The following is a 17199-nucleotide window of genomic DNA, read 5'->3' on the forward strand; positions in this document are numbered from 1 at the left end:
CCGTTCGTCTCCGCCGCGCATGCCTCGCTCTCCGAATCTCTCCGAAGACACTGAATCACGCTCACAGCCTCGCTGCGAGCCACTTTTTCAACAGCCTGCTAGATTTGGGCCGTCCAATCGGAGGCATTGTTATGAAGGTCAGTTTGTTTCTGGTGCTATGCCTTGTGTCTGGTTGCGCTGTCTATCCGCTGCCGGAAGATGTGATGGCTTACAGCAGTAGAGACATTGCGACTCAAGTTCGCTGCGAGGCGCGGTTCTCAGTGCAGCAAGAGATTATAGCTGCAACTAGGCAGCTTCGCTCAAAAGTTGCCTATGACGGTCTTACAGGTTCTCAGAAAGCTGATTTGCTAGAGTTTGACCGAAGTCAATTTCAAACTTTGGAATGGAAACGTTTTGAGCCGAATTTAGCTACGGTCTTCGGTTTTTATAAAGACACAAGTATAAGTTACGATTTCACTCTTGATGGTACTGTCCAGAATGATCTTGGCTTTCAGGCGAGCGTGTTGGGCAAGTTCGCGAAACGAACAGATACGTTTGCCGTGAAGGTAGGAAACACGAGAACAAGAGAGGTAAAAAGGCATTACAGAATTTACGATAGCTTCGAGTCGCTGGCTGTCGGTATGCCTGAGGCGTTTTGTGAACATTTCAATCGTGTGGACCTGACCTCCAAGTTACCGGACAAGTCGTTTACAAATAGACCGAATTATAATTTCCCTAGTACAGGTATGCTTAAAATTCGAACTTTGATACACGACTTTCTCGTGCAGAACGAGACAGGAAACCTGAGCAGTTCCGACCCGAAATCGTGGACCACCGCAGACATGACGGACACGGTCACATTTACGACAAAGGCCGTCGGAAATTTGGACCCGAGTACGGCTATCGTGCCAGCGACGCATGGGCTTTCACTGGCCAGCGTAGGGCTGACAGGCGACAACTACCGGCAAGATGTTCATACAATCATCATTGATGTCAGCCTTCCAAGTGATAAGACCGGGCTGCCGGTCTTCGATGAGAGTGGTCGCCTAATCTCGAAGAAGGACAAAGAGACTGCCCGCGTTGTTCAAGCCGCGCAAAACCTCGACCGGGCAAAAGTAAACAATTTCCAAGATGACTTCCGCAATCTTGCAGCGATACTGGCGCAACAGAGCCAGTGAATTTTACCGACAGGGGAGGTGGTTATGGTCGACTCAACTGCTAGACAGTATTCCGTCGAAATCGTAGCAAAGGCGATTACCTTAATGCATGCGGAAGGAGATAGCTTGCAGCAGTTCGTGCAGGCAGCCCAGGAAAAAGGGCTGGAGTTCACGGTTCCACAGGAGCTGTCTGCGCTGGCAATTGAATATCTGACCAGACTTACGTCGATTGAGGTTCGATCCGGTGGCGAGTGTCCGCTTTGTCCACACCCCGCACGATGACCTTGTTTTTCATGGCTCAATATCGGATCCGGCGAGAACTTAACCAAGCTGCGTTCGGCGGGCTGGCAATGGCGCGGCAGGGTATGCCCTGAGGTGACGTAACGCGCCGCCGCCACGCCTATGTAACATCTGGGTTGACATCGACTATTCGTGACAGTGTAGCCTCGGGCCTAAACCTTGAGGTGACACCCATGAGCCGGATTGGCTACGCCCGCGTCAGCACCATTGACCAGGATCTAGAAACCCAAATCGCCAAGCTGAAAGCCGAGGGATGCGGCATCATCCGGTCGGAGAAAGTCTCTGGGGCCAGCCGCGACGGTCGCGCCGAACTTGCGACCATCATCGATTTTCTGCGGCCGGGGGATGAACTGGTCGTTACGCGCCTCGACCGGCTAGGCCGCGACACGCGCGACGTTCTCAATCTGATCCACGAGTGCGAGCAGAGAGAAGCCTTCGTGACCGTGTTGGACCCGCATGTCTCGACCCGCGGCGACATGGGCCATATCGTGCTGACCGTCTTAGGAATGGTCGCTCAAATGGAACGCCGGTTTATCAAGGAGCGGCAGCGTGAAGGCATCGAAAAGGCCAAAGGCATTGGTGTCTATAAAGGTGGAAAAGCTCGCTTTGACCACAGACGCATCGCTGAAATGCACAGCGGGGGTATCGGGACGTCTGAAATTGCGAGGGCCATAGGGTGCTCGCGAATGCAGGTCTACAGAGTCCTCAGACAATCCGACGAGATTGCTTAGCTTCACCGCGCGGACGGTGGCCAGCGATTTTGTCTCGCTGCCTATTTGGATCGAAGCTCGATTTGCCTCTCCGACAGCTTAGAGCGGCCAAACTTTTCTGGCCAAGAACCTGCTGAAAAGTGGTCTTCCCCAACAGCGAGGGCGATCCCGGAAGTGTATAGACCTACTTGGCCAGCGAACTCGTAAAAAATGCTGTTGTCCTTAGCTCGCGCATTCGGCGATAGGATGGGCGTACTACCACTTCCCTGCTGTGGCGCAATCTCCGGGTGCCGTCCGCGGCCCTGCCAAACTCCGGTGTCGAGCCAGTCTTCGTAGAAGAGTAGCCATTTTACGGTCCACGGGACGATTTTATCCACGATGTATTCATGCGGCCCCCACTCATTCAGCACAGGATCCCATATGCAGAGGGCAGGAATGTCAGGTGGATAGCCGTAGCTATATACGTGCGGAGTCCGCTCTCCCGTTCCGCGAACATTCGGCGCAACCAGTGGATCAATTGCCTTCACTGTCACGTAGGGATGACCAATAGTCACGTTCTTCCAAAACCGGTACGGAAAATACCGAATTCGAATGCGATAGGTCTGGCCAATGGGCCTAAGCTCTCCCTCCCAAACGCCCATCCACCAAGTATCGATAATCAGCCGGAAGCTTGCATTTGCTGCCCGGAGACGCTCGTCCTGATCCTTTACTGACAGTGATGCCAAAGACTTAGTCACCAAATGGGGTGCTCTTCGGCGTCGCCTGCGCATAGACGGGCGCGGCGAGGGAACCGAGTGCCGGTACGCTTCCGGTCGAAATGATATGAACGGCACGATTGGCGTCGTTGTCAGCCACGTGCCGATCCATGAACTTGCGCACTGCGTCATGAGCTGGCTTCTCGCCGAACATACGTTCCAATGTCTTGCGCATCTCGGACAGTTGTACACCTCGTTGCAGGCGTTCAAGATCCGTCGCAAACGCTCGAAGCTCGTCGATAAATATGCGCTGAGTAAACGTGTTTTCCGGCCAGCGGTCAGTCAGTACGTCGTCGGGATCGCATCGTGGGTTGCAAGCACGATATGTCCCGCCCCGTCGCTCCGCATCCTCCAGCGCGACGATCAGACAGGCGACCTGATGTTGTAGTTCCTCAGCCAGACTGCCGGTTCGGTTGGCATTCAGCCCGACCGAATGCGCGATAACAACAGATGGCGGAAGACGCAGCGTCGGCTGGCGGGCGTCGTAAGCAAGGTTTCGCCAGCGCTTAATCAGCTGAAGGGCTATAACAGCGCGGGATTTGCGATATGCAGGAGCCTGATCTGGTACCGGCTCCGCATCGGCCTGCATTGCAGACTTCAGCATCCGATTGTAGTCGAGTGATTGCTGCTCAAAGAAGCGCCCGAAGGCGGCATCAGGCGGTGTCATAGAGTTGAACCAATCGGCGAAACCAAACGGATTAGCTAGAGGGATGTATTTCTCATATCCGCTTGGAAGCTTCTTTGAATGGTAAATGCAGCTTACCCGATCTTCAGTTCCCCACAGCCGAACCGCCGGGGTCACGTCGAGATGCATCCCCTCGTAGAGTACGGTGACGCATCGCGTCTTGCGGTCGGTCTTATCCCAGTATCGAGAACCCTGCTCTCCCTTGATGGCGTTATGTAAGGTTGACAGTACGTGCTCTGGATCGCTGTCAGCTTGCACAGCCAGTTGAACCATCACATCAATATCGAAGTCCGCATTGTCTGCATGTCGAGCCGTTGTTGCTCCAATTGAAAAGCCGCCTTGCGGATAAAACACCTGGATGAGGCCCTGCAATGGACTTCCGTCGCGCTCCAGCCATTCATGGATCGCGTGGTAATGCCCTTCGGCCAGAGTATGGTCAGTGGGGGTAAGCTGAACGCGGACAGCAATATCAGCCAACAGGACGTCAAGCGGGCTATATTTTGCAATTTCGCTAAGGATTGGATCTGGGTAGTTCATCTGCCGGATTCCCCTTGCTCGTGGATCACGTCCAAAGCAGGGAAGAACCCCCCCTTGGCCCGGTTTTGGTCGTAAATTCGCATTGGAATGTGCGCTTTTGGCATCCATACCCGCCCGATCTCCACCGCTGCGGATACCGGTACGGCAGGAAAGACATGGACTATCTTGGCCTCGCCATGGCGGTCCTTGATAGCTTCTAGGACGCGTCGTAACTGCTGCCTCCAGTGGCGAAGATCCTCCGCGGTGCGCATAATGTCGTTGTGCGCGCCTTCCGCCGAGATCGACCATATCGAAACACGATCACCAAGCACGGCAGCTACTCGGCTGTTATCGATCATGCCGCTTACTTCCAGCTTCAGCGCGACCATGTCTGATCGGCTATCAGCTTCGCGACGAGAGAGGTTGAGCTGTCCCTGCTGTCCGTCCCATGCCCAACCCTTCGGCTCGCGTAGAAGCTGACGTACCTCCGCATCGGAGATGTCCGAGATTAGACGGCCGAGTTCGACCAGCAGTGGGATCGGAGCCAGAGCAAAAACCGTGAGCCTATTGATTTCGCCGCGCTCGAGGCGACCGCGAATCTTCTCGGAGTATTTTTGCCGGAGAAGGTTCCGATGCATCGACCAGTAGCTGTCGTCGTGATCTGGAATGCCGAGATCCGGGACGTCCAAGTCGATCCATCCACCTTCTGCAGGGTATCTATCCGGAAGTAGCGCCGTCTTGATGTGATCAAGGGCGACCGGCGATTCGTTTCTGCCAATGTTAGCTGCAAATCTAATCACATGGCAGGCGCGGGAGGGGTCAATTGCCGTGTTAGTAGCAATCCTTACCTCGTGAGCTCGCTTCATGTCTTGGAGCCGTTCGACCGAATAATTTCGCCACGTGCTCGAACCATCGACCTCTCGGTGATGTGGATCGCACATCAGCATCAAGTTGTCGGGTTCTTTCGAGAGGCGCGGCGAATCGATGGAGTTGCCGCGAGGACCGCCCGAAGCGTCCGAGATAATGTGAGCGATATAAGCGGTGTTCAGTTTCGCGTTGCCCGAAACCAGATCGCCAATCAATAGTCTATTGCATCCCGCGAACTGGCATCGCCCAGCGGCACGTGCCCAGATAATTGCCTTCACGTTCCCCGGAAGCGCGGGGCGACGCGTCCTCGCAGCAGGACTCTCCTCCTCACGTTCGTTGGCGATTCTGGGGACTACCATTTGTGTACTTGTAACCCGTTGCCGTGATCTCGTTTTGTTCTCATTCTTCTACTAGCACGAGCATTAGGAGACAAGACGGAGAATCGATCTTTAACAAGTATTATCCGGTTTTAGAGCCGCGTGGGTCCAGCCCGGTTTTCCGCCGTGGATTTGTACGGCATCGTCTGGGCTGCAAAATACTTCCCACGTGGGCATGGGCGACAAGTTCGGTTGCAGAGACAAGCCAATTCCGCAATTCTAGCCGCATGTGCAACCTCTATAACATCACCACCAGCCAGGAAGCCATCCGCCAATGGACTCGCGCCTTGCGGGACATTTTGGGCAACCTTGAGCCCTCCATTGACATCTACCCCAACCAGTTCGGCCCGGTTGTCCGCAATGCACCAGACGGTGAGCGTGAGCTTGCCAGTCTGCGCTGGGGAATGCCTACGCCGCTAGAGCGGGTTAAGGGCAATGCGGACTCCGGCACAACCAATATCCGCAATCCGCAGTATGGCCACTGGCAGCAATATGTCGGGATCGAGCATCGCTGCGTGGTTCCAATAACCAGCTTCGCCGAGCCCAGCCCCACCCCAAATGATAAGGACCCTGAGACGGGTGGTATTCAGCGGAATTTCTGGTTCGCCCTCAACGAGGACCGCGCTCTGTTCTTCTTTGCCGGACTTTGGACCCGTTGGCATGGGGTGCGAAAAGTCAAGGAAGGTCCCGGCGATCATGAGGTCTATGGCTTCATGACCACAAAGCCGAACGCCCTCATTGCGCCAATCCACGAGAAGGCCATGCCGGTTATCCTGACCACGCAAGAGGAGACGGAAACATGGCTGACCGCGTCGTGGTCGGTTGGGCTTCAGTCGGTGGCAGCGCAGGCCTAACTTCACTTGTGGTGCCAATCTCTACAGACAAATCCGCCGCACCTGCTAAGATATTTGTGTATGTGAATAAAGACTGCTGCGAACTTGGAGGGCGATGGTGCTCGACTTCACAGGGACTTGGCAAAATCAACGCGAAGCGAAACTTGAGCTGCGTAAACTTGGCGGCGGAATTATTGATGGTCGATTTGAATCTGGTGTCGGCGATGACAATAAGACGCATCGAGTGGAAATAAACGTCCGCTCTTTGCGATGTAATCACGTTCCATGCGGTATTCGAAAAGTGCGAATCCATCGTTTCTTGGGTTGGGCACCTGACTGGCTCTGGTATTCCAAGCGGATCGGCCCCGACGTGTTCAGGACGTTGTGGCGCGGAGTAGCGTCGGCTAACGCCCGTGCTCTTTGAAGTAGGTATTCTCCTGCTCTAACGGCGACGCTTGCGCTCAACCGCAAGTGGGCGGGAGTCGATCCACATCATCCCGCGGCGGGCCCTTCATGGCTTGGCGCGCTCCTCGGAAGTATCTGGATCAACGCTGTCCTTGTCGCCTCGTTCGCCTTGCATGAATCCGGATCCGTTTATTGGGCTGCCTTAGCGGGAAGCTATGCACTGGGGTCTGCGCTTGGTCCCTCTATTTCGACGCCATATCGCCTAACTGATGCTGAAGAGCCGTCGAGGATTGTGCGATAGCTTGAGGGTATCCGCGTCGGTGCCGGTGGTGCCTTGGCCAAGGGTGTGGTTGTGGGAACACTGTCGTGGCTGGCTCAGGCCATTGGCTTTGAGGACGCTGGCTTCTGGATTGCGGCAGTGTTGGCGCTGAGTCTAGGTGCCATGAAGGCACCGGTCGTGGCATTGCTCCTTCAAGAACCGGAAGTTCGACGAGCATTCGTCGACAGCGGACATCGATTCCTTCACGGAAGCGTGTTTCTGTCGTGCATCGTCGGAACGCTTGCGCTGATATTCTGGCTAAGTGCGGTTCGCATCGTGCTGGAGCCACAGGTCGAATTGAATCTGCGCGAATACGCGCTGCTGGTCGTCTTCGTACTAGGCGTCATCACCCAACCCCGATGATGCAGGAGCCTGCTTTGGCGGGCACCAAGTATGGGCAAGATACCGGCCCGAGATCGAGCACACGCAGCTTCGGGGAAGGAGTGCCCGAGCTAATCGATATCTCGTTCAAGGGAAGAAAGTGTCATTCAGGGGCACTCAGTAAAGTATTTCGGATCAACGAAACATGTTGCAGCGGTACCCACAGGGACGGCGTCGATGTTGCAACCGGCTCTCATCCTGTCGAGACGCCATGTTGGCGTCGAGTTCATCATGTCTCCAAGGTTTGCCGAGGTGATGATCTTTGTGAAGCACAATTTCCCATTCACGAGCTCTTCAATGTGTAACTGCACGTTGTTTGTATTGAATCTGACGCCTGCAGAAACAGGAATGCTCGAAAACTGTCCCACCGGATACGTCTCGTCAACGGTTGCCTGTTGCAGATTTCCCCATACCCGAATCCTCACCTCGGGGAACTTCGGTGGATCAAGATGCTTGGGGATCACTGAGGTGATTGCGGGCAAATTATCCATGATCGTCTCAGCAGTCACCCGAGCCCCGTGATTCCGGTTGACGATGAACGGCGTGTCGCCTTCACTGTTAAATGCGTCATCCTTTAGATGGTCCGTTTCCTTGCGGTCCTTCGGGTCCTGTACCGTTCCGCCAGTGATGATCAACTCCAGGGTTGAAGAGGAAGGCTTGCCTGTCTTGAATCTCCGTACATAAAGCGTGGCCTTGTCGGGAGTGATCGTATCCGCGTTGAAAAAAGCGAAAATTTCCGGATGTTGCGCATCACGCATACAGTTCGCCCAAGCTAACGTTTTATCTCCCGTCACCTCAGAAATCAGCGACCAGCGCGCCTCTTCCTCCGACTTATGTTGGTTGAAGTAGGATAACGTCTTCTGCCGGAACTGTGACGATTGTTGGTCTGTGAATCCAAAGTTCACCGGGACTCCATAAATCGGCACCGTTACGTCGAACTCTTGCTTTTGTTCATCATCGAGCGACTGAGCATTGTCGATGATGGAGAGGGTGTCGAGGGTCTTTCTCGTGTCGTGCTCGAATGCGTTTATCGACGGGATAAGCACGTGATTACAGCTAATAGGGTCGGCAGCGTGAGCCATACCGGTCGCCATCAACGCGGCCATGGCTGCGAAAGAGGACATGAATGGTGGTACCCGGCGATTTCCTAACATCTCAACCTCTCACTAGCTGGTTGGTGTTGTGCCCAGACGCCTTGGCACAACACTGCGAGATCAGCAGGCTAGGGACCAATGCTGGTACCGCGGAACGCCGTGCTGGACGGCTGTGTCGAACGTGGTTCTGGCCGAAGACGTGAAAAGACTAACTGGTCGCCAACGCTCGCGATAGAACAACAACGAATGTAAAAGGCAATGCACGAACGCCTCATCCGAAACTCTCACGCGAAGCGTCAACTCCAATACGGTAGAGTATCCAGCTAACGTTTACAAGCTTCTGCTAATGAATGGTGGATACGCCTTTGGAGGGAGGCTGAACTGCCCCCCATTTCGACCGGACAGTCGGCATAAGCAGAAAGGCTCAAGCGCAGGCTTGAGGATAGGCTTATGTCCAACGAGTATCGAGGCATCGAAGTGATCACAGGCGACGTCCGTCGCCGGCGATGGACAACCGAGCAAAAGCTGCAGATCATTGAGGAGAGTTTTGAGGCCGGCTACGCGGCGAGGATCAGGGTCCACGGTCCAGACAGCAACTCGGAGGGTTCAGTTGCGGCGAGGGCAACAGGGGTTCGGGGCCGCGCCCCGGGTACTGGGGCAAAGCGGTAGGCGCGCGCTGACGGCCCGACGAGGGGTGAAACCAGCGATTAAAAGCGTGACGGGGCGGCAGGCGGCGGTCAGGGTGGCCGCACTTGGCCCCCGCGCCCCTTTCCGCGCGCTGGCGGCCCCAGCAGGGCCCGAAAAACAGCTAGCGGGGCGCTATGCCTCGCTCGTTTTTTTCGACTGGGCTCGATTTTTCACAAGGCGGTGCCCGATTGGCGGGCCCTAGGCACCGACTTGCTTCAGCCGCCTGCGATTAGGTCGCGCATGCGCCGAAACTGCGCATCGTCGATTACGCCATTATCGAGAAGCTTTTTTAGGCGCTCCAATTTGTCGACTGTATCATAGTGCGCTATCTGAATAGTTGATGGATGCATGACCGACGGATTTCCAATCGCACCCGCTGAACGTCGTTTGCTAGAAGATTCAATCCCGATTCACCGCCATTGGTCCCAGTTGGATCATCGGTGATGTGGATCGCTTTGAACGCCCAAATCAGGCAGCCGAGCCACACAATACCCGTACCGGCAAGCGCCGTGCATAACACCAAGATCAACCACCTGTTTGGATGCCCACGGAAGAAGGCGATGATCGCGGGCAGTTCGTAGACCGCAGCTGCCAGTAGCAGGAATCCTGCAATGAACGCTGTTCCTGCATCGAGGTTCTCATCGGTCGCACGAGCCGAGGTTGACACCAAAATGATGGGCGTCGCCAGAGCCCAAGGCCCCAATCCGAAAAGAAGCCGCGCCGGTCTCATTGTGTGGACAAGGCCCCAGCGCCCATCTCATAAACCACGGCGCTTACCAGCCATATCCATAGCGGCGTCAGTGGCGTGGCCGCGACATAGCGTCGACGGACGAAATAGCCGATGGGCATCAACAGAATGAAAGGTAACAGCCAACGCCGCTGCGGATTGAGGCCAGCGTTGTTGATCGCCTTCACATCTCTGTACGCCAGCCAAAAAGTTCCGATCCCAGACCAAATCATAATCCCGTGGGTTTGAGGGTTGTTTCCGTAGGGATCAAACCCAGCTGAGACAAAAACGATATCAACCGAAAGAAATATCAGCGGCGTGAAGGCGAGCCACATCGCCCATTTTTCTGTTGGCGGCGACAGAACCGCGCCGCCGGCGGGCACAGCTAACCTTGCCTGCCTGCCCACAACAATGGGCGCTGTCGCTGGTAGCGGTGGGGGCGCAGCTGACACTGTTGGTGAAGGCGGGGGCCTGACCGGCTGCGGCGCGGCTTCTAGGTGAGTTTGCGATGCTGGCTTCCAATTCGGTCCAAGGTTGGCCGTCCAAACCAGAGCGTTTGGTGGCAGCAAGTGGTTGACGAGCATGGTGTTGAGGTCGCCCTCTGACACTGGGCCGCGTTGCGCGCCACTTTCTTCGTAGTACCAGTCAGCCATAAGTCCTCCCATCTCATCAGCGATTTACATATTATAGTTGATAAACTCAACGTCGAATTTCCCCGATTGCTTTCGCATGGAGATGCGCAAACTGGTCGGGAAGAACTTTGCTCGGTTACGAGCCGCCAGCGGCCTTACGCAGGAGAAAGTAGCTGAACTCGCGAACGTGAGTCAGCAGTACATCAGCGACCTTGAGCGCGGGAAACGCAACCCGACGTTGGAGACGCTGTCTGATCTTGCCACGGCGCTCGGCGTCAGCCATCTCGACCTCGTTAGGCCGTACGAGCTTGAGGAAGGTTGCACGGCGAGTGATCCAACGCCCCGATCTTCATCGCAATGAGAAGAGCGGTGACGTGCTCGCTTGATCGCTCGTCCCCGTCGAAAATGCCGAGCAGGTAAGTAAGCTTGTCGTGACGCTCAGCATCGTTGCGTGCGGGATAGGCGCACACCGACATGAGAAGCTGGCGTTCGACATCAAACGCGAGAGCGAGCGCGCCGGTGTCTTTGGGGCTCACCGCTGGCTCGTAGGCCGCGGCGTCTGTTTTGCGCCGCAGCCGACCGACATCTGAATAGGCGGCACAGTGGGCACAGATCGCTTGCATCAGGGTAGGTGAAACGTCCTCCCGGGTAGGACCAATCAAGGGGACTGTCGGCTTAAAGGCACCCTTCCCGCGAAAAACCGAGATGGGTCCCATCAACGCGACCGGCAGCCATAGCAGCAACAAACGGCGGGAAAGAGCATCCTTGAGCATCAATACTCCTCCGCGCGCATGATCGTCAGAGCCCGGCGCGTCACCTCCGGGTTCGATGGGTCCGGCGAGCCTGACTGCATGTCCGGGCCGTAATAGTCGATTTTCCAGAAGAACTTCGCACCCTCCAGATCAATGGCACCGAAATCGTGTTCGGCATGAGGATCGTTGTCGCTGTTGAAGGCCTCGAATGCCCTTACCGAGCGCAACAGCGCCCGGCGTTCGGTTTCGGCAAGGGCGGCGACGCCGCTGGTTAGGACAACATGGCCGCCGATGAAGCTGCGCCGGAAGGCATCGTTCAGGCGTCGGATTTCTGGTGCTTTGTCGGCCATCGTTGATCCTGGCTGTTGACGATCAGGCGAACAGGCGTGAACTGAACCGCTCGCGCTCATTCAGCATGCCGGGGGTGCAATAGGGCCAGATGGTGGGTCCGCCGCACGATCACCGGCCAGTCGGGGAAGTCGCGCCACTTCAAGGTGAACAGACCGTCGGCGCTCACCTGAATTACGCGCGCTGGGAACCAACCTTCATCCGCATTTTCGCAGGCGAGCACCAACGAGCCGAACACGATCTTGTCCCAGCCCTCGGGAATGGTGAGGCCTTCGTTCGGATCAGTCGTTTGGTGATCACGAGCGGCAGATGCCTTTTTGCCGGACTTGGGTTTCTCTCCCGCAGGCTTGGCGGCTCTTACCGGCCACTTGTATGAACTCGGCAGGTGGGTGGCGATCTTGTCGAACATTGTCGCCTTCACGAAAGGGACGAAGGCCTTGCCGCTAGCGAACACCTTGCCCTTCGGCAGCTTGCCCGCCAGATCCCGCAGTTCGTCGTTCGAGGCCCGAAGCGCTGCCATCCCCATCATGCCAGCGGCTTTCTCGGCAAGGTCGGTCTCAGACTCACCGAACCACGAGGCATGGGCTTTGCCACCGCCATCGAGGCCAAGCACGATCAGGGCAGGCAAGGCGGCGGTGGAAGCGGCGGAAACTGCAGCGTTGGTCATTGATATCTCCAAATAAAAAGGAGCCCGAAGGCCCCTTTGGTTGAGTTTGCAGATGATGATCGGTAGCGTCGGCGCGAAGCGGAAGGCGGCAAAAACCGGGCTCGAACCCCTAAAGCCAAACTAGCCAAATACCCACCCTTCTCGGTCGTTTCGACGGCAAAATCGACCATCTGAACAGTTCAAGTATATAGGAATAAATACCTCTTGTCAAGTTGCGGCGGTTTTCGTCTCAAACCAGCCCGCCAAAATCGAGGGCCCTTGATTTGATATCGCAAGCCTGTCCTATCTGTCGCATCCTGGCCGTTTGCTTGCCGCCCGGGCTTCCGCAACTGCTAGGTTGTAGGAACTGGTGTCGAAAGAGCTTGTTCGAACAGGGCGGGGTTGAAGGTGAGAAATCTCATTTTCAAGTCCTCTCCACCAAGCGAGACGCGCACCTGAACCGATTTCTTGCCGCCCTGTCCTCTGTTGAGTGCGCCTGCAGCTTCCAGTTCGCTTATGATCTGTTCGCAAACAACGCCGCACACTCGCTCAATGGTTTCCCTGCGGAGGTAGAGGGCATCGACGCTGTTTCGTACCTGTCGAAATCCGTCGCAGTCGTCTTCCGCTAGAAATTGTGGCGACCCAGACCTAATAACGGGAACCCGTTGTCGATCCATGGATAACGCTTTCAACGCTGACCTAGCTTGTCCCGCAGCCCGTTCGCGCCGCTGCGACGAACGCACGTATCCAGAAAGCAAATTAGTACAAACCTCTGCGACAAAGCCTTGAGACCACGGTAAAAGGCCGATCTGTATTGCGATCTGTCCTGCTGCATACACCGTCCCGATTTTTCTGGCGACGCTTCTGTCAACGCCGGAGCCTTCGGGGCAGGCGAGTGCAATAAATCGGTCAATGTGCGCCCTGACAATTTCCGGAATGGTCGCGTAATTGAAGGTCAGATGCCGCAGCCATTGTCTCATCGGTCTTCCGTAGTTGGCGCGGCATGCCAGCTTAAGCGCCTCAGAGCGCTCCGACAGCTGTCGCAGTGTCTCGCGAGGCGCGACCCTATCCCAGATGCCGCCATTGCCGGCCGCAGGAACCTCGATATCGATCCACCGCCTTTCGTCACCGATGGTGGGTTCCAAGCGATCCCGAGCGAATTCCTCGCGGATGCTCCGAGGACCCGAACTTAATACCCATGCCCACCAGTTGAGCTCAGGGAGGTTATCCCGCACGACCGTCGATGTGGAACTTGAATGTCCGCCTGTGATAGTGTGTAGCCGGTTAGAGAGTGATCGAGCACGGCCTCCATGATCGGATCGAAATCGTTCGAGGTCGTCTAATATCATCGGAAGATCGCTGTGGGCGGCTGATCGTTCGTGAAGGGCGCGCCCAGTTGCATTCCAGTCTAGTAGGTCTGATGCCGCGCCAGCAACTGACAAGGCGGCAAACAATGCGGTTGTCTTGCCCGTTGAACTGATGCCATGAAAGTTGAAGATCGCGCCTTCATCCAAGGCCGCAAAACGAGCGATTGGTGCAGCCAAGGCAGCCATAAGTCCGAATGAGACGTAGCTGGATTGCGAAGCGGGCTGAGCGACAGTTGCCTGCCAACGGGAAAGGATGCCTGCAGCGCCTCCCAACTCTGGAGCCTTAAGGGCAATGTCATCGCGGAGTCGAATCTTGTTAGCATCCCCATTGATAGGCTCCTCGACAAAGAGAAACGCATCGTCGTGCCACCCTGCGCGAGCGGCTTGGAGCCCGGGATGATCGGGGATGCCAGCTATGAGGTCAGCGAGGACGACATCGCGCGCGGCCCTCTCCATTGGCAGTCGAGCGCCCTTGTCCCGTAAACCAGCTATCAGCCGCTGCGGATTATCAACAACGGAGACGGGAAGAAACGCGGAGCCTTCGCCCCCACCGGCGGCAGGGAACCGCACTTCAAGAAGATCGGTGGCGGAGGCCTCATCGCGCCAGCGGAAAGCTGTCCAAGTAATAGCCGGTGCCTCGGCTCGAACGCGATCTCGCGGCAACGGAATCCGCCCTACCTTTTGGGTTTTGTTTCTTTTCAAGTTCATCTCCTTCTCGGAATGCTGTTAGGTTTCCGCCTCACCTGCCTCACCTGCCTCACGGGCTGGCGACACACGGCAAAGGGGGTGACTTGCGGCTTGGACTTGCCCTATCGGAAGGTGCGCAGTGTTGCCTGTTTCTTGTTGGGTGCCGTTGTGGGGTAAGGCTCATTCTTGCCCTCACGGCGGCTGCCGTTGCCGTCCATCAGGCCGTTTGCGCAAACTCGAAGAAATCGCGCGTTGGGCCGTCGTCGACAATTGGGCTAAAAGCCGAAATGGGCCATTCTCGCAACGAATGCCCAGCAGGATGAGACGCTCCCGCCAGTCGTGTATGCCGTAGTTTTGGATAAGCTCACGGCGCTCGGCTGGTTTCAGACTTTGCCGCCTGCCGTCGTCATCCACCGACGCCTTAGATTTTTTGGCCAGAGGCTGCTTGAAGGCATAGGAGGCGACACGAAAGAAGTCCTCAGCCGTGGGCGGAACGGGGTCAACGAGAAGGGGAATGGGCACCGTGAGATCTAGGGATATGGAGGCGTTGACGGCCTCGGTTATCTCCGCTTCGGAGGCCCCCAAAATCATCAGGTGGATATGAAAAGGCTTCCCTGCAGGAGCGTTTGCGACGGTGGTGTAGACAGTCTCGATGGAACCAAAGATCAGCAAATCGTCGATCTTCATACGGCGGAACTTGGTCATGAGGTTGGAGATGCAGGGCTGGTTGCGCAACGGACCGAATTGCGCAGAGTTGCCGGGCGCAACGGTCCAGCCCGCAACACGCACGGTCACGAAATGCCAGGACAACCGGTGGAGACCTTCAGCTACGAGAAAGTCGAGCAGGTTCATACGGAGCTGGCGAATGCACCTCGGGCAGAGACCACCGCGACACGAGCTCACGTCAGAGCAATTGCGCATCGGCAAGTGCTCATAGCTCATGAATGGATGGTCATCAGACAACCGCCGCAAAGCGTTAGAAGTTGCCCTCTGCTCCTTACGAATTACAGAGTAGGGGTCAAAATCAGGCAAGCTAGCGCGCCAGAGGGCTCGCGAGAGGTTCATCGATGATCTTTCTGCGCGTGAAGGAACTGGGGCCGCCGCTCAAAGACCGGCCGTGACCTCGATATTCACTCGGGTGCTAAAACGCTCTTCGAACGTCGGAAGGCTCGTGAACACGAACTCCTCGGGCGTACCGGTTATTTGGACGGAGTCTAGGGCCCGCACGGCGCCAAGCAAAATTAGCAGAAAGCGATGGATTCCGACCGCTCTTTCAGTCGCGATGGCTTCCACTACCACCGACGCGTACAGATGAAGGAGGCTCTCAGGGCATTCTACGAGTTCTCTCGGATCTTCGTAGAAAAACCTTATCTTCTTGACGTTCTTGATCCACTCGCTCGAAGTAATGTGACTCTCCGAGTATTCGAACATTCTGATCATGTCCTTTAGATCATCCAACACAAATTTCGTAATTTCGATCTTCGGGGAGCCTTCGCAAAGTTCCTCGATCATCAGCGACATCAAGTCCCATTGATGCTGAATGGTATCCATTTGGTATGTCCTTATGTTGGGCAGCAAGGCGCTTGCCCGGCCCTTTACGGGCAAGCGCCTTGATCGCTGTTGATTGATTGGGGATTGTCCGGCGGGCAGACTAAGTGTCGGGTGCGCGGTACGCCTCAGACAGACTTGATCCGAGACAGCTTATCGATCAGCGCGTGGATATCTTCAGCGCGCCATGCAGTAGTACGCGGCCCCAGACGAACCGGGGATGGGAATTCACCGCTGCTAACTCGTTGATACCAAGAAGAACGACTGATCGGGATTAAGCCATTCGGCCCAACGATAGCCTTGAGGCGGATGAAGCCTCGGCTTTGTGTCTGGTCATTTATGTCATTCACGTTATACCTCCGTAGTTGCCTTCCTTTTATCAAGAAAGCTCGGACAATATAACGAACTGAACGCGCTCCGGTGAGAGCGCGTAGTTTCACTCCATTATAAGCTCTTGTTTTTAATGCAATTTCCGTCGTTCTTGGTCTATGGTTGCGACTATGCAATCACTCTTATCATTTCACTCTCGAACTTGGCTGGACGCAGCTGTCGGGCCTGCACAGATGATGGAAAATCCGGAAACCAAATCGTTCGCAATGCGCGAAGGTCCAGGGCGGATTTGAACTCCCCAACCGCCCATTTGCAAGCTGCAATGTACTGAGCGACCTCCGGCAGCTTATTCAACAGAGCGTCAAACTGGTCGACGAAGCCTGGATCTTCTGGATCGAGATCGAACTCTAGGCCCCTGTGGCCGTGTGCCTCGACGTAATCAAATGGCATAACCGACGCGTTATCTCTCCAAAACCCTCGAAAGGCTTTCTCTCCCATCGTAAAGGGTTTCGTGAATGCCCCAGCTTCCAAAATGCGGAACGAATTATTGATACTCGGCGCAACACCGTTCGCCTTGGCGTTTATAAAAAATGAGCCAACGTCGGCGCTGAGATCTCTTTTCGAGTATTTCACCTTTGGATCGATTCCATCAAGGTCGAAATACAAAGGGGCGTGTAACGTTCCCAAAATCAATCGACATATATCGTTTAAATCGATAGAATCTCCAAATGATAACTTCTGTTTTTCATTTAATTGGGAGAATTTTTTGAAGCCATATTTTTTTGATAGATATGAAGAGTGCAGAAGCATGACATAAGCAGAGTGACTATGCACCAGATCTGGCCAGCGACGCCAAGCCGCCATGGCAAATAGTGCATTAATAACCTCGCCCTCGGAGAAACTTTGATGTTCCGACAGCACCCGAATAGAGTTTTCGACTGCCATCTTTCCTTCCGCTGTATCTTTTTTCGTTGCCGAAAAACGCCTTTCGTCTTCCCACCGATTGAGAGTCCGCCATGGAACGGCTGTCAACTTGGCTGCCGCAGTTTGAGTCATGCCACGGTCCAAATTTGCATTAAATGAAAAAAGCAGTTCCT

The 17199-nt window shown here is 55.5% G+C and carries 22 protein-coding genes; 7 read left to right on the top strand and 15 right to left on the bottom strand.

All coding sequences use genetic code 11. The annotated features are described in order from the left end of the window. The 3 genes from NKI79_RS26835 to NKI79_RS26845 all read left to right on the top strand — a co-directional run. Nucleotides 1–1157 (top strand): Y4kA family protein (locus NKI79_RS26835; RefSeq protein WP_352805811.1); only part of this gene is annotated, 1157 nt, incomplete at its 5' end. Between the two features lie 24 nt (nucleotides 1158–1181). Continuing rightward, nucleotides 1182–1418, top strand: a complete 237-nt coding sequence (locus tag NKI79_RS26840; RefSeq protein WP_352805813.1) for a hypothetical protein — start codon at nucleotides 1182–1184, stop codon at nucleotides 1416–1418. A gap of 191 nt (nucleotides 1419–1609) precedes the next feature. Continuing rightward, a complete protein-coding gene (locus tag NKI79_RS26845) occupies nucleotides 1610–2167 on the top strand; it encodes a recombinase family protein (protein ID WP_352805815.1) in 558 nt (185 codons plus the stop codon). 41 nt (nucleotides 2168–2208) lie between these two features. Here NKI79_RS26845 and NKI79_RS26850 read toward each other — a convergent pair whose 3' ends face one another. Genes NKI79_RS26850 through NKI79_RS26860 form a run of 3 tightly spaced genes read right to left on the bottom strand, consistent with a single transcriptional unit; the run spans nucleotide 2209 to nucleotide 5184 of the window. Beyond that, nucleotides 2209–2871 carry a type II CBASS E2 protein gene (locus NKI79_RS26850; RefSeq protein WP_352805818.1) on the bottom strand — a complete coding sequence of 221 codons (663 nt, stop codon included), beginning with the start codon at nucleotides 2869–2871 and terminating at the stop codon, nucleotides 2209–2211. A gap of 4 nt (nucleotides 2872–2875) precedes the next feature. Further along, nucleotides 2876–4123 (bottom strand): nucleotidyltransferase domain-containing protein, encoded by a 1248-nt coding sequence (locus NKI79_RS26855; protein WP_352805821.1) that lies wholly within the window; start codon nucleotides 4121–4123, stop codon nucleotides 2876–2878. After that, nucleotides 4120–5184: an SAVED domain-containing protein gene (locus NKI79_RS26860; RefSeq protein WP_352805823.1), complete on the bottom strand. Its 1065-nt coding sequence runs from the start codon at nucleotides 5182–5184 to the stop codon at nucleotides 4120–4122. The genes NKI79_RS26855 and NKI79_RS26860 overlap by 4 nt, the downstream gene beginning before the upstream one ends. Before the next feature lie 389 nt (nucleotides 5185–5573). Here NKI79_RS26860 and NKI79_RS26865 point away from each other — a divergent pair, with 389 nt between their 5' ends. The 3 genes from NKI79_RS26865 (at nucleotide 5574) to NKI79_RS26875 (ending at nucleotide 7266) form a co-directional block, all read left to right on the top strand. Then, a complete protein-coding gene (locus NKI79_RS26865) occupies nucleotides 5574–6200 on the top strand; it encodes an SOS response-associated peptidase (RefSeq protein ID WP_352805825.1) in 627 nt (208 codons plus the stop codon). A 97-nt stretch (nucleotides 6201–6297) separates the two neighbouring features. Then, complete coding sequence (locus NKI79_RS26870) at nucleotides 6298–6603, top strand: hypothetical protein (protein ID WP_352805828.1); 306 nt, start codon at nucleotides 6298–6300, stop codon at nucleotides 6601–6603. 315 nt (nucleotides 6604–6918) lie between these two features. After that, entirely contained in the window at nucleotides 6919–7266 is a 348-nt protein-coding gene (locus NKI79_RS26875; protein ID WP_352805831.1) for a hypothetical protein, read from the top strand. A gap of 125 nt (nucleotides 7267–7391) precedes the next feature. Here the strand turns inward: NKI79_RS26875 and NKI79_RS26880 are convergent, their stop codons facing one another. From NKI79_RS26880 to NKI79_RS26900, 4 genes are all read right to left on the bottom strand, one after another. Continuing rightward, nucleotides 7392–8408 (bottom strand): hypothetical protein, encoded by a 1017-nt coding sequence (locus NKI79_RS26880; protein ID WP_352805832.1) that lies wholly within the window; start codon nucleotides 8406–8408, stop codon nucleotides 7392–7394. An 872-nt stretch (nucleotides 8409–9280) separates the two neighbouring features. Beyond that, complete coding sequence (locus tag NKI79_RS26890; protein WP_352805835.1) at nucleotides 9281–9415, bottom strand: SHOCT domain-containing protein; 135 nt, start codon at nucleotides 9413–9415, stop codon at nucleotides 9281–9283. Continuing rightward, nucleotides 9391–9795, bottom strand: coding sequence for a superinfection immunity protein (locus tag NKI79_RS26895; protein WP_352805837.1), 405 nt, complete (start codon nucleotides 9793–9795; stop codon nucleotides 9391–9393). The genes NKI79_RS26890 and NKI79_RS26895 overlap by 25 nt, the downstream gene beginning before the upstream one ends. Beyond that, nucleotides 9792–10445, bottom strand: a complete 654-nt coding sequence (locus NKI79_RS26900) for a DUF4339 domain-containing protein (protein ID WP_352805839.1) — start codon at nucleotides 10443–10445, stop codon at nucleotides 9792–9794. Before NKI79_RS26900 ends, NKI79_RS26895 begins: the two co-directional genes overlap by 4 nt. 76 nt (nucleotides 10446–10521) lie before the next feature. Between NKI79_RS26900 and NKI79_RS26905 the strand changes: the two genes are divergently transcribed. Further along, a complete protein-coding gene (locus NKI79_RS26905) occupies nucleotides 10522–10785 on the top strand; it encodes a helix-turn-helix domain-containing protein (protein ID WP_352805846.1) in 264 nt (87 codons plus the stop codon). Here NKI79_RS26905 and NKI79_RS26910 read toward each other — a convergent pair. The 8 genes from NKI79_RS26910 to NKI79_RS26945 form a co-directional block, all read right to left on the bottom strand. Further along, entirely contained in the window at nucleotides 10718–11197 is a 480-nt protein-coding gene (locus tag NKI79_RS26910; protein WP_352805849.1) for a hypothetical protein, read from the bottom strand. The two genes, NKI79_RS26905 and NKI79_RS26910, sit on opposite strands and share 68 nt — an antisense overlap. Next, nucleotides 11197–11586, bottom strand: coding sequence for a DUF3768 domain-containing protein (locus NKI79_RS26915; RefSeq protein WP_352805852.1), 390 nt, complete (start codon nucleotides 11584–11586; stop codon nucleotides 11197–11199). Before NKI79_RS26915 ends, NKI79_RS26910 begins: the two co-directional genes overlap by 1 nt. Continuing rightward, nucleotides 11583–12191 carry a tudor domain-containing protein gene (locus tag NKI79_RS26920; protein WP_352805854.1) on the bottom strand — a complete coding sequence of 203 codons (609 nt, stop codon included), beginning with the start codon at nucleotides 12189–12191 and terminating at the stop codon, nucleotides 11583–11585. Before NKI79_RS26920 ends, NKI79_RS26915 begins: the two co-directional genes overlap by 4 nt. A 332-nt stretch (nucleotides 12192–12523) precedes the next feature. Further along, nucleotides 12524–14239, bottom strand: coding sequence for a DUF927 domain-containing protein (locus NKI79_RS26925; protein WP_352805856.1), 1716 nt, complete (start codon nucleotides 14237–14239; stop codon nucleotides 12524–12526). Between the two features lie 177 nt (nucleotides 14240–14416). After that, on the bottom strand, nucleotides 14417–15076 hold the full coding sequence (locus NKI79_RS26930) for a hypothetical protein (protein ID WP_352805858.1): 660 nt from the start codon (nucleotides 15074–15076) through the stop codon (nucleotides 14417–14419). A gap of 252 nt (nucleotides 15077–15328) precedes the next feature. Next, nucleotides 15329–15775, bottom strand: coding sequence for a hypothetical protein (locus NKI79_RS26935; protein WP_352805860.1), 447 nt, complete (start codon nucleotides 15773–15775; stop codon nucleotides 15329–15331). A gap of 125 nt (nucleotides 15776–15900) precedes the next feature. Further along, nucleotides 15901–16212 carry a helix-turn-helix transcriptional regulator gene (locus NKI79_RS26940; protein ID WP_352805952.1) on the bottom strand — a complete coding sequence of 104 codons (312 nt, stop codon included), beginning with the start codon at nucleotides 16210–16212 and terminating at the stop codon, nucleotides 15901–15903. A gap of 58 nt (nucleotides 16213–16270) precedes the next feature. Continuing rightward, nucleotides 16271–17158: a hypothetical protein gene (locus NKI79_RS26945; protein ID WP_352805863.1), complete on the bottom strand. Its 888-nt coding sequence runs from the start codon at nucleotides 17156–17158 to the stop codon at nucleotides 16271–16273. Nucleotides 17159–17199 lie beyond the last annotated feature (41 nt).

The organism is Mesorhizobium sp. M0340 (assembly GCF_040321535.1).
Classification (GTDB): Bacteria; Pseudomonadota; Alphaproteobacteria; order Rhizobiales; family Rhizobiaceae; genus Mesorhizobium.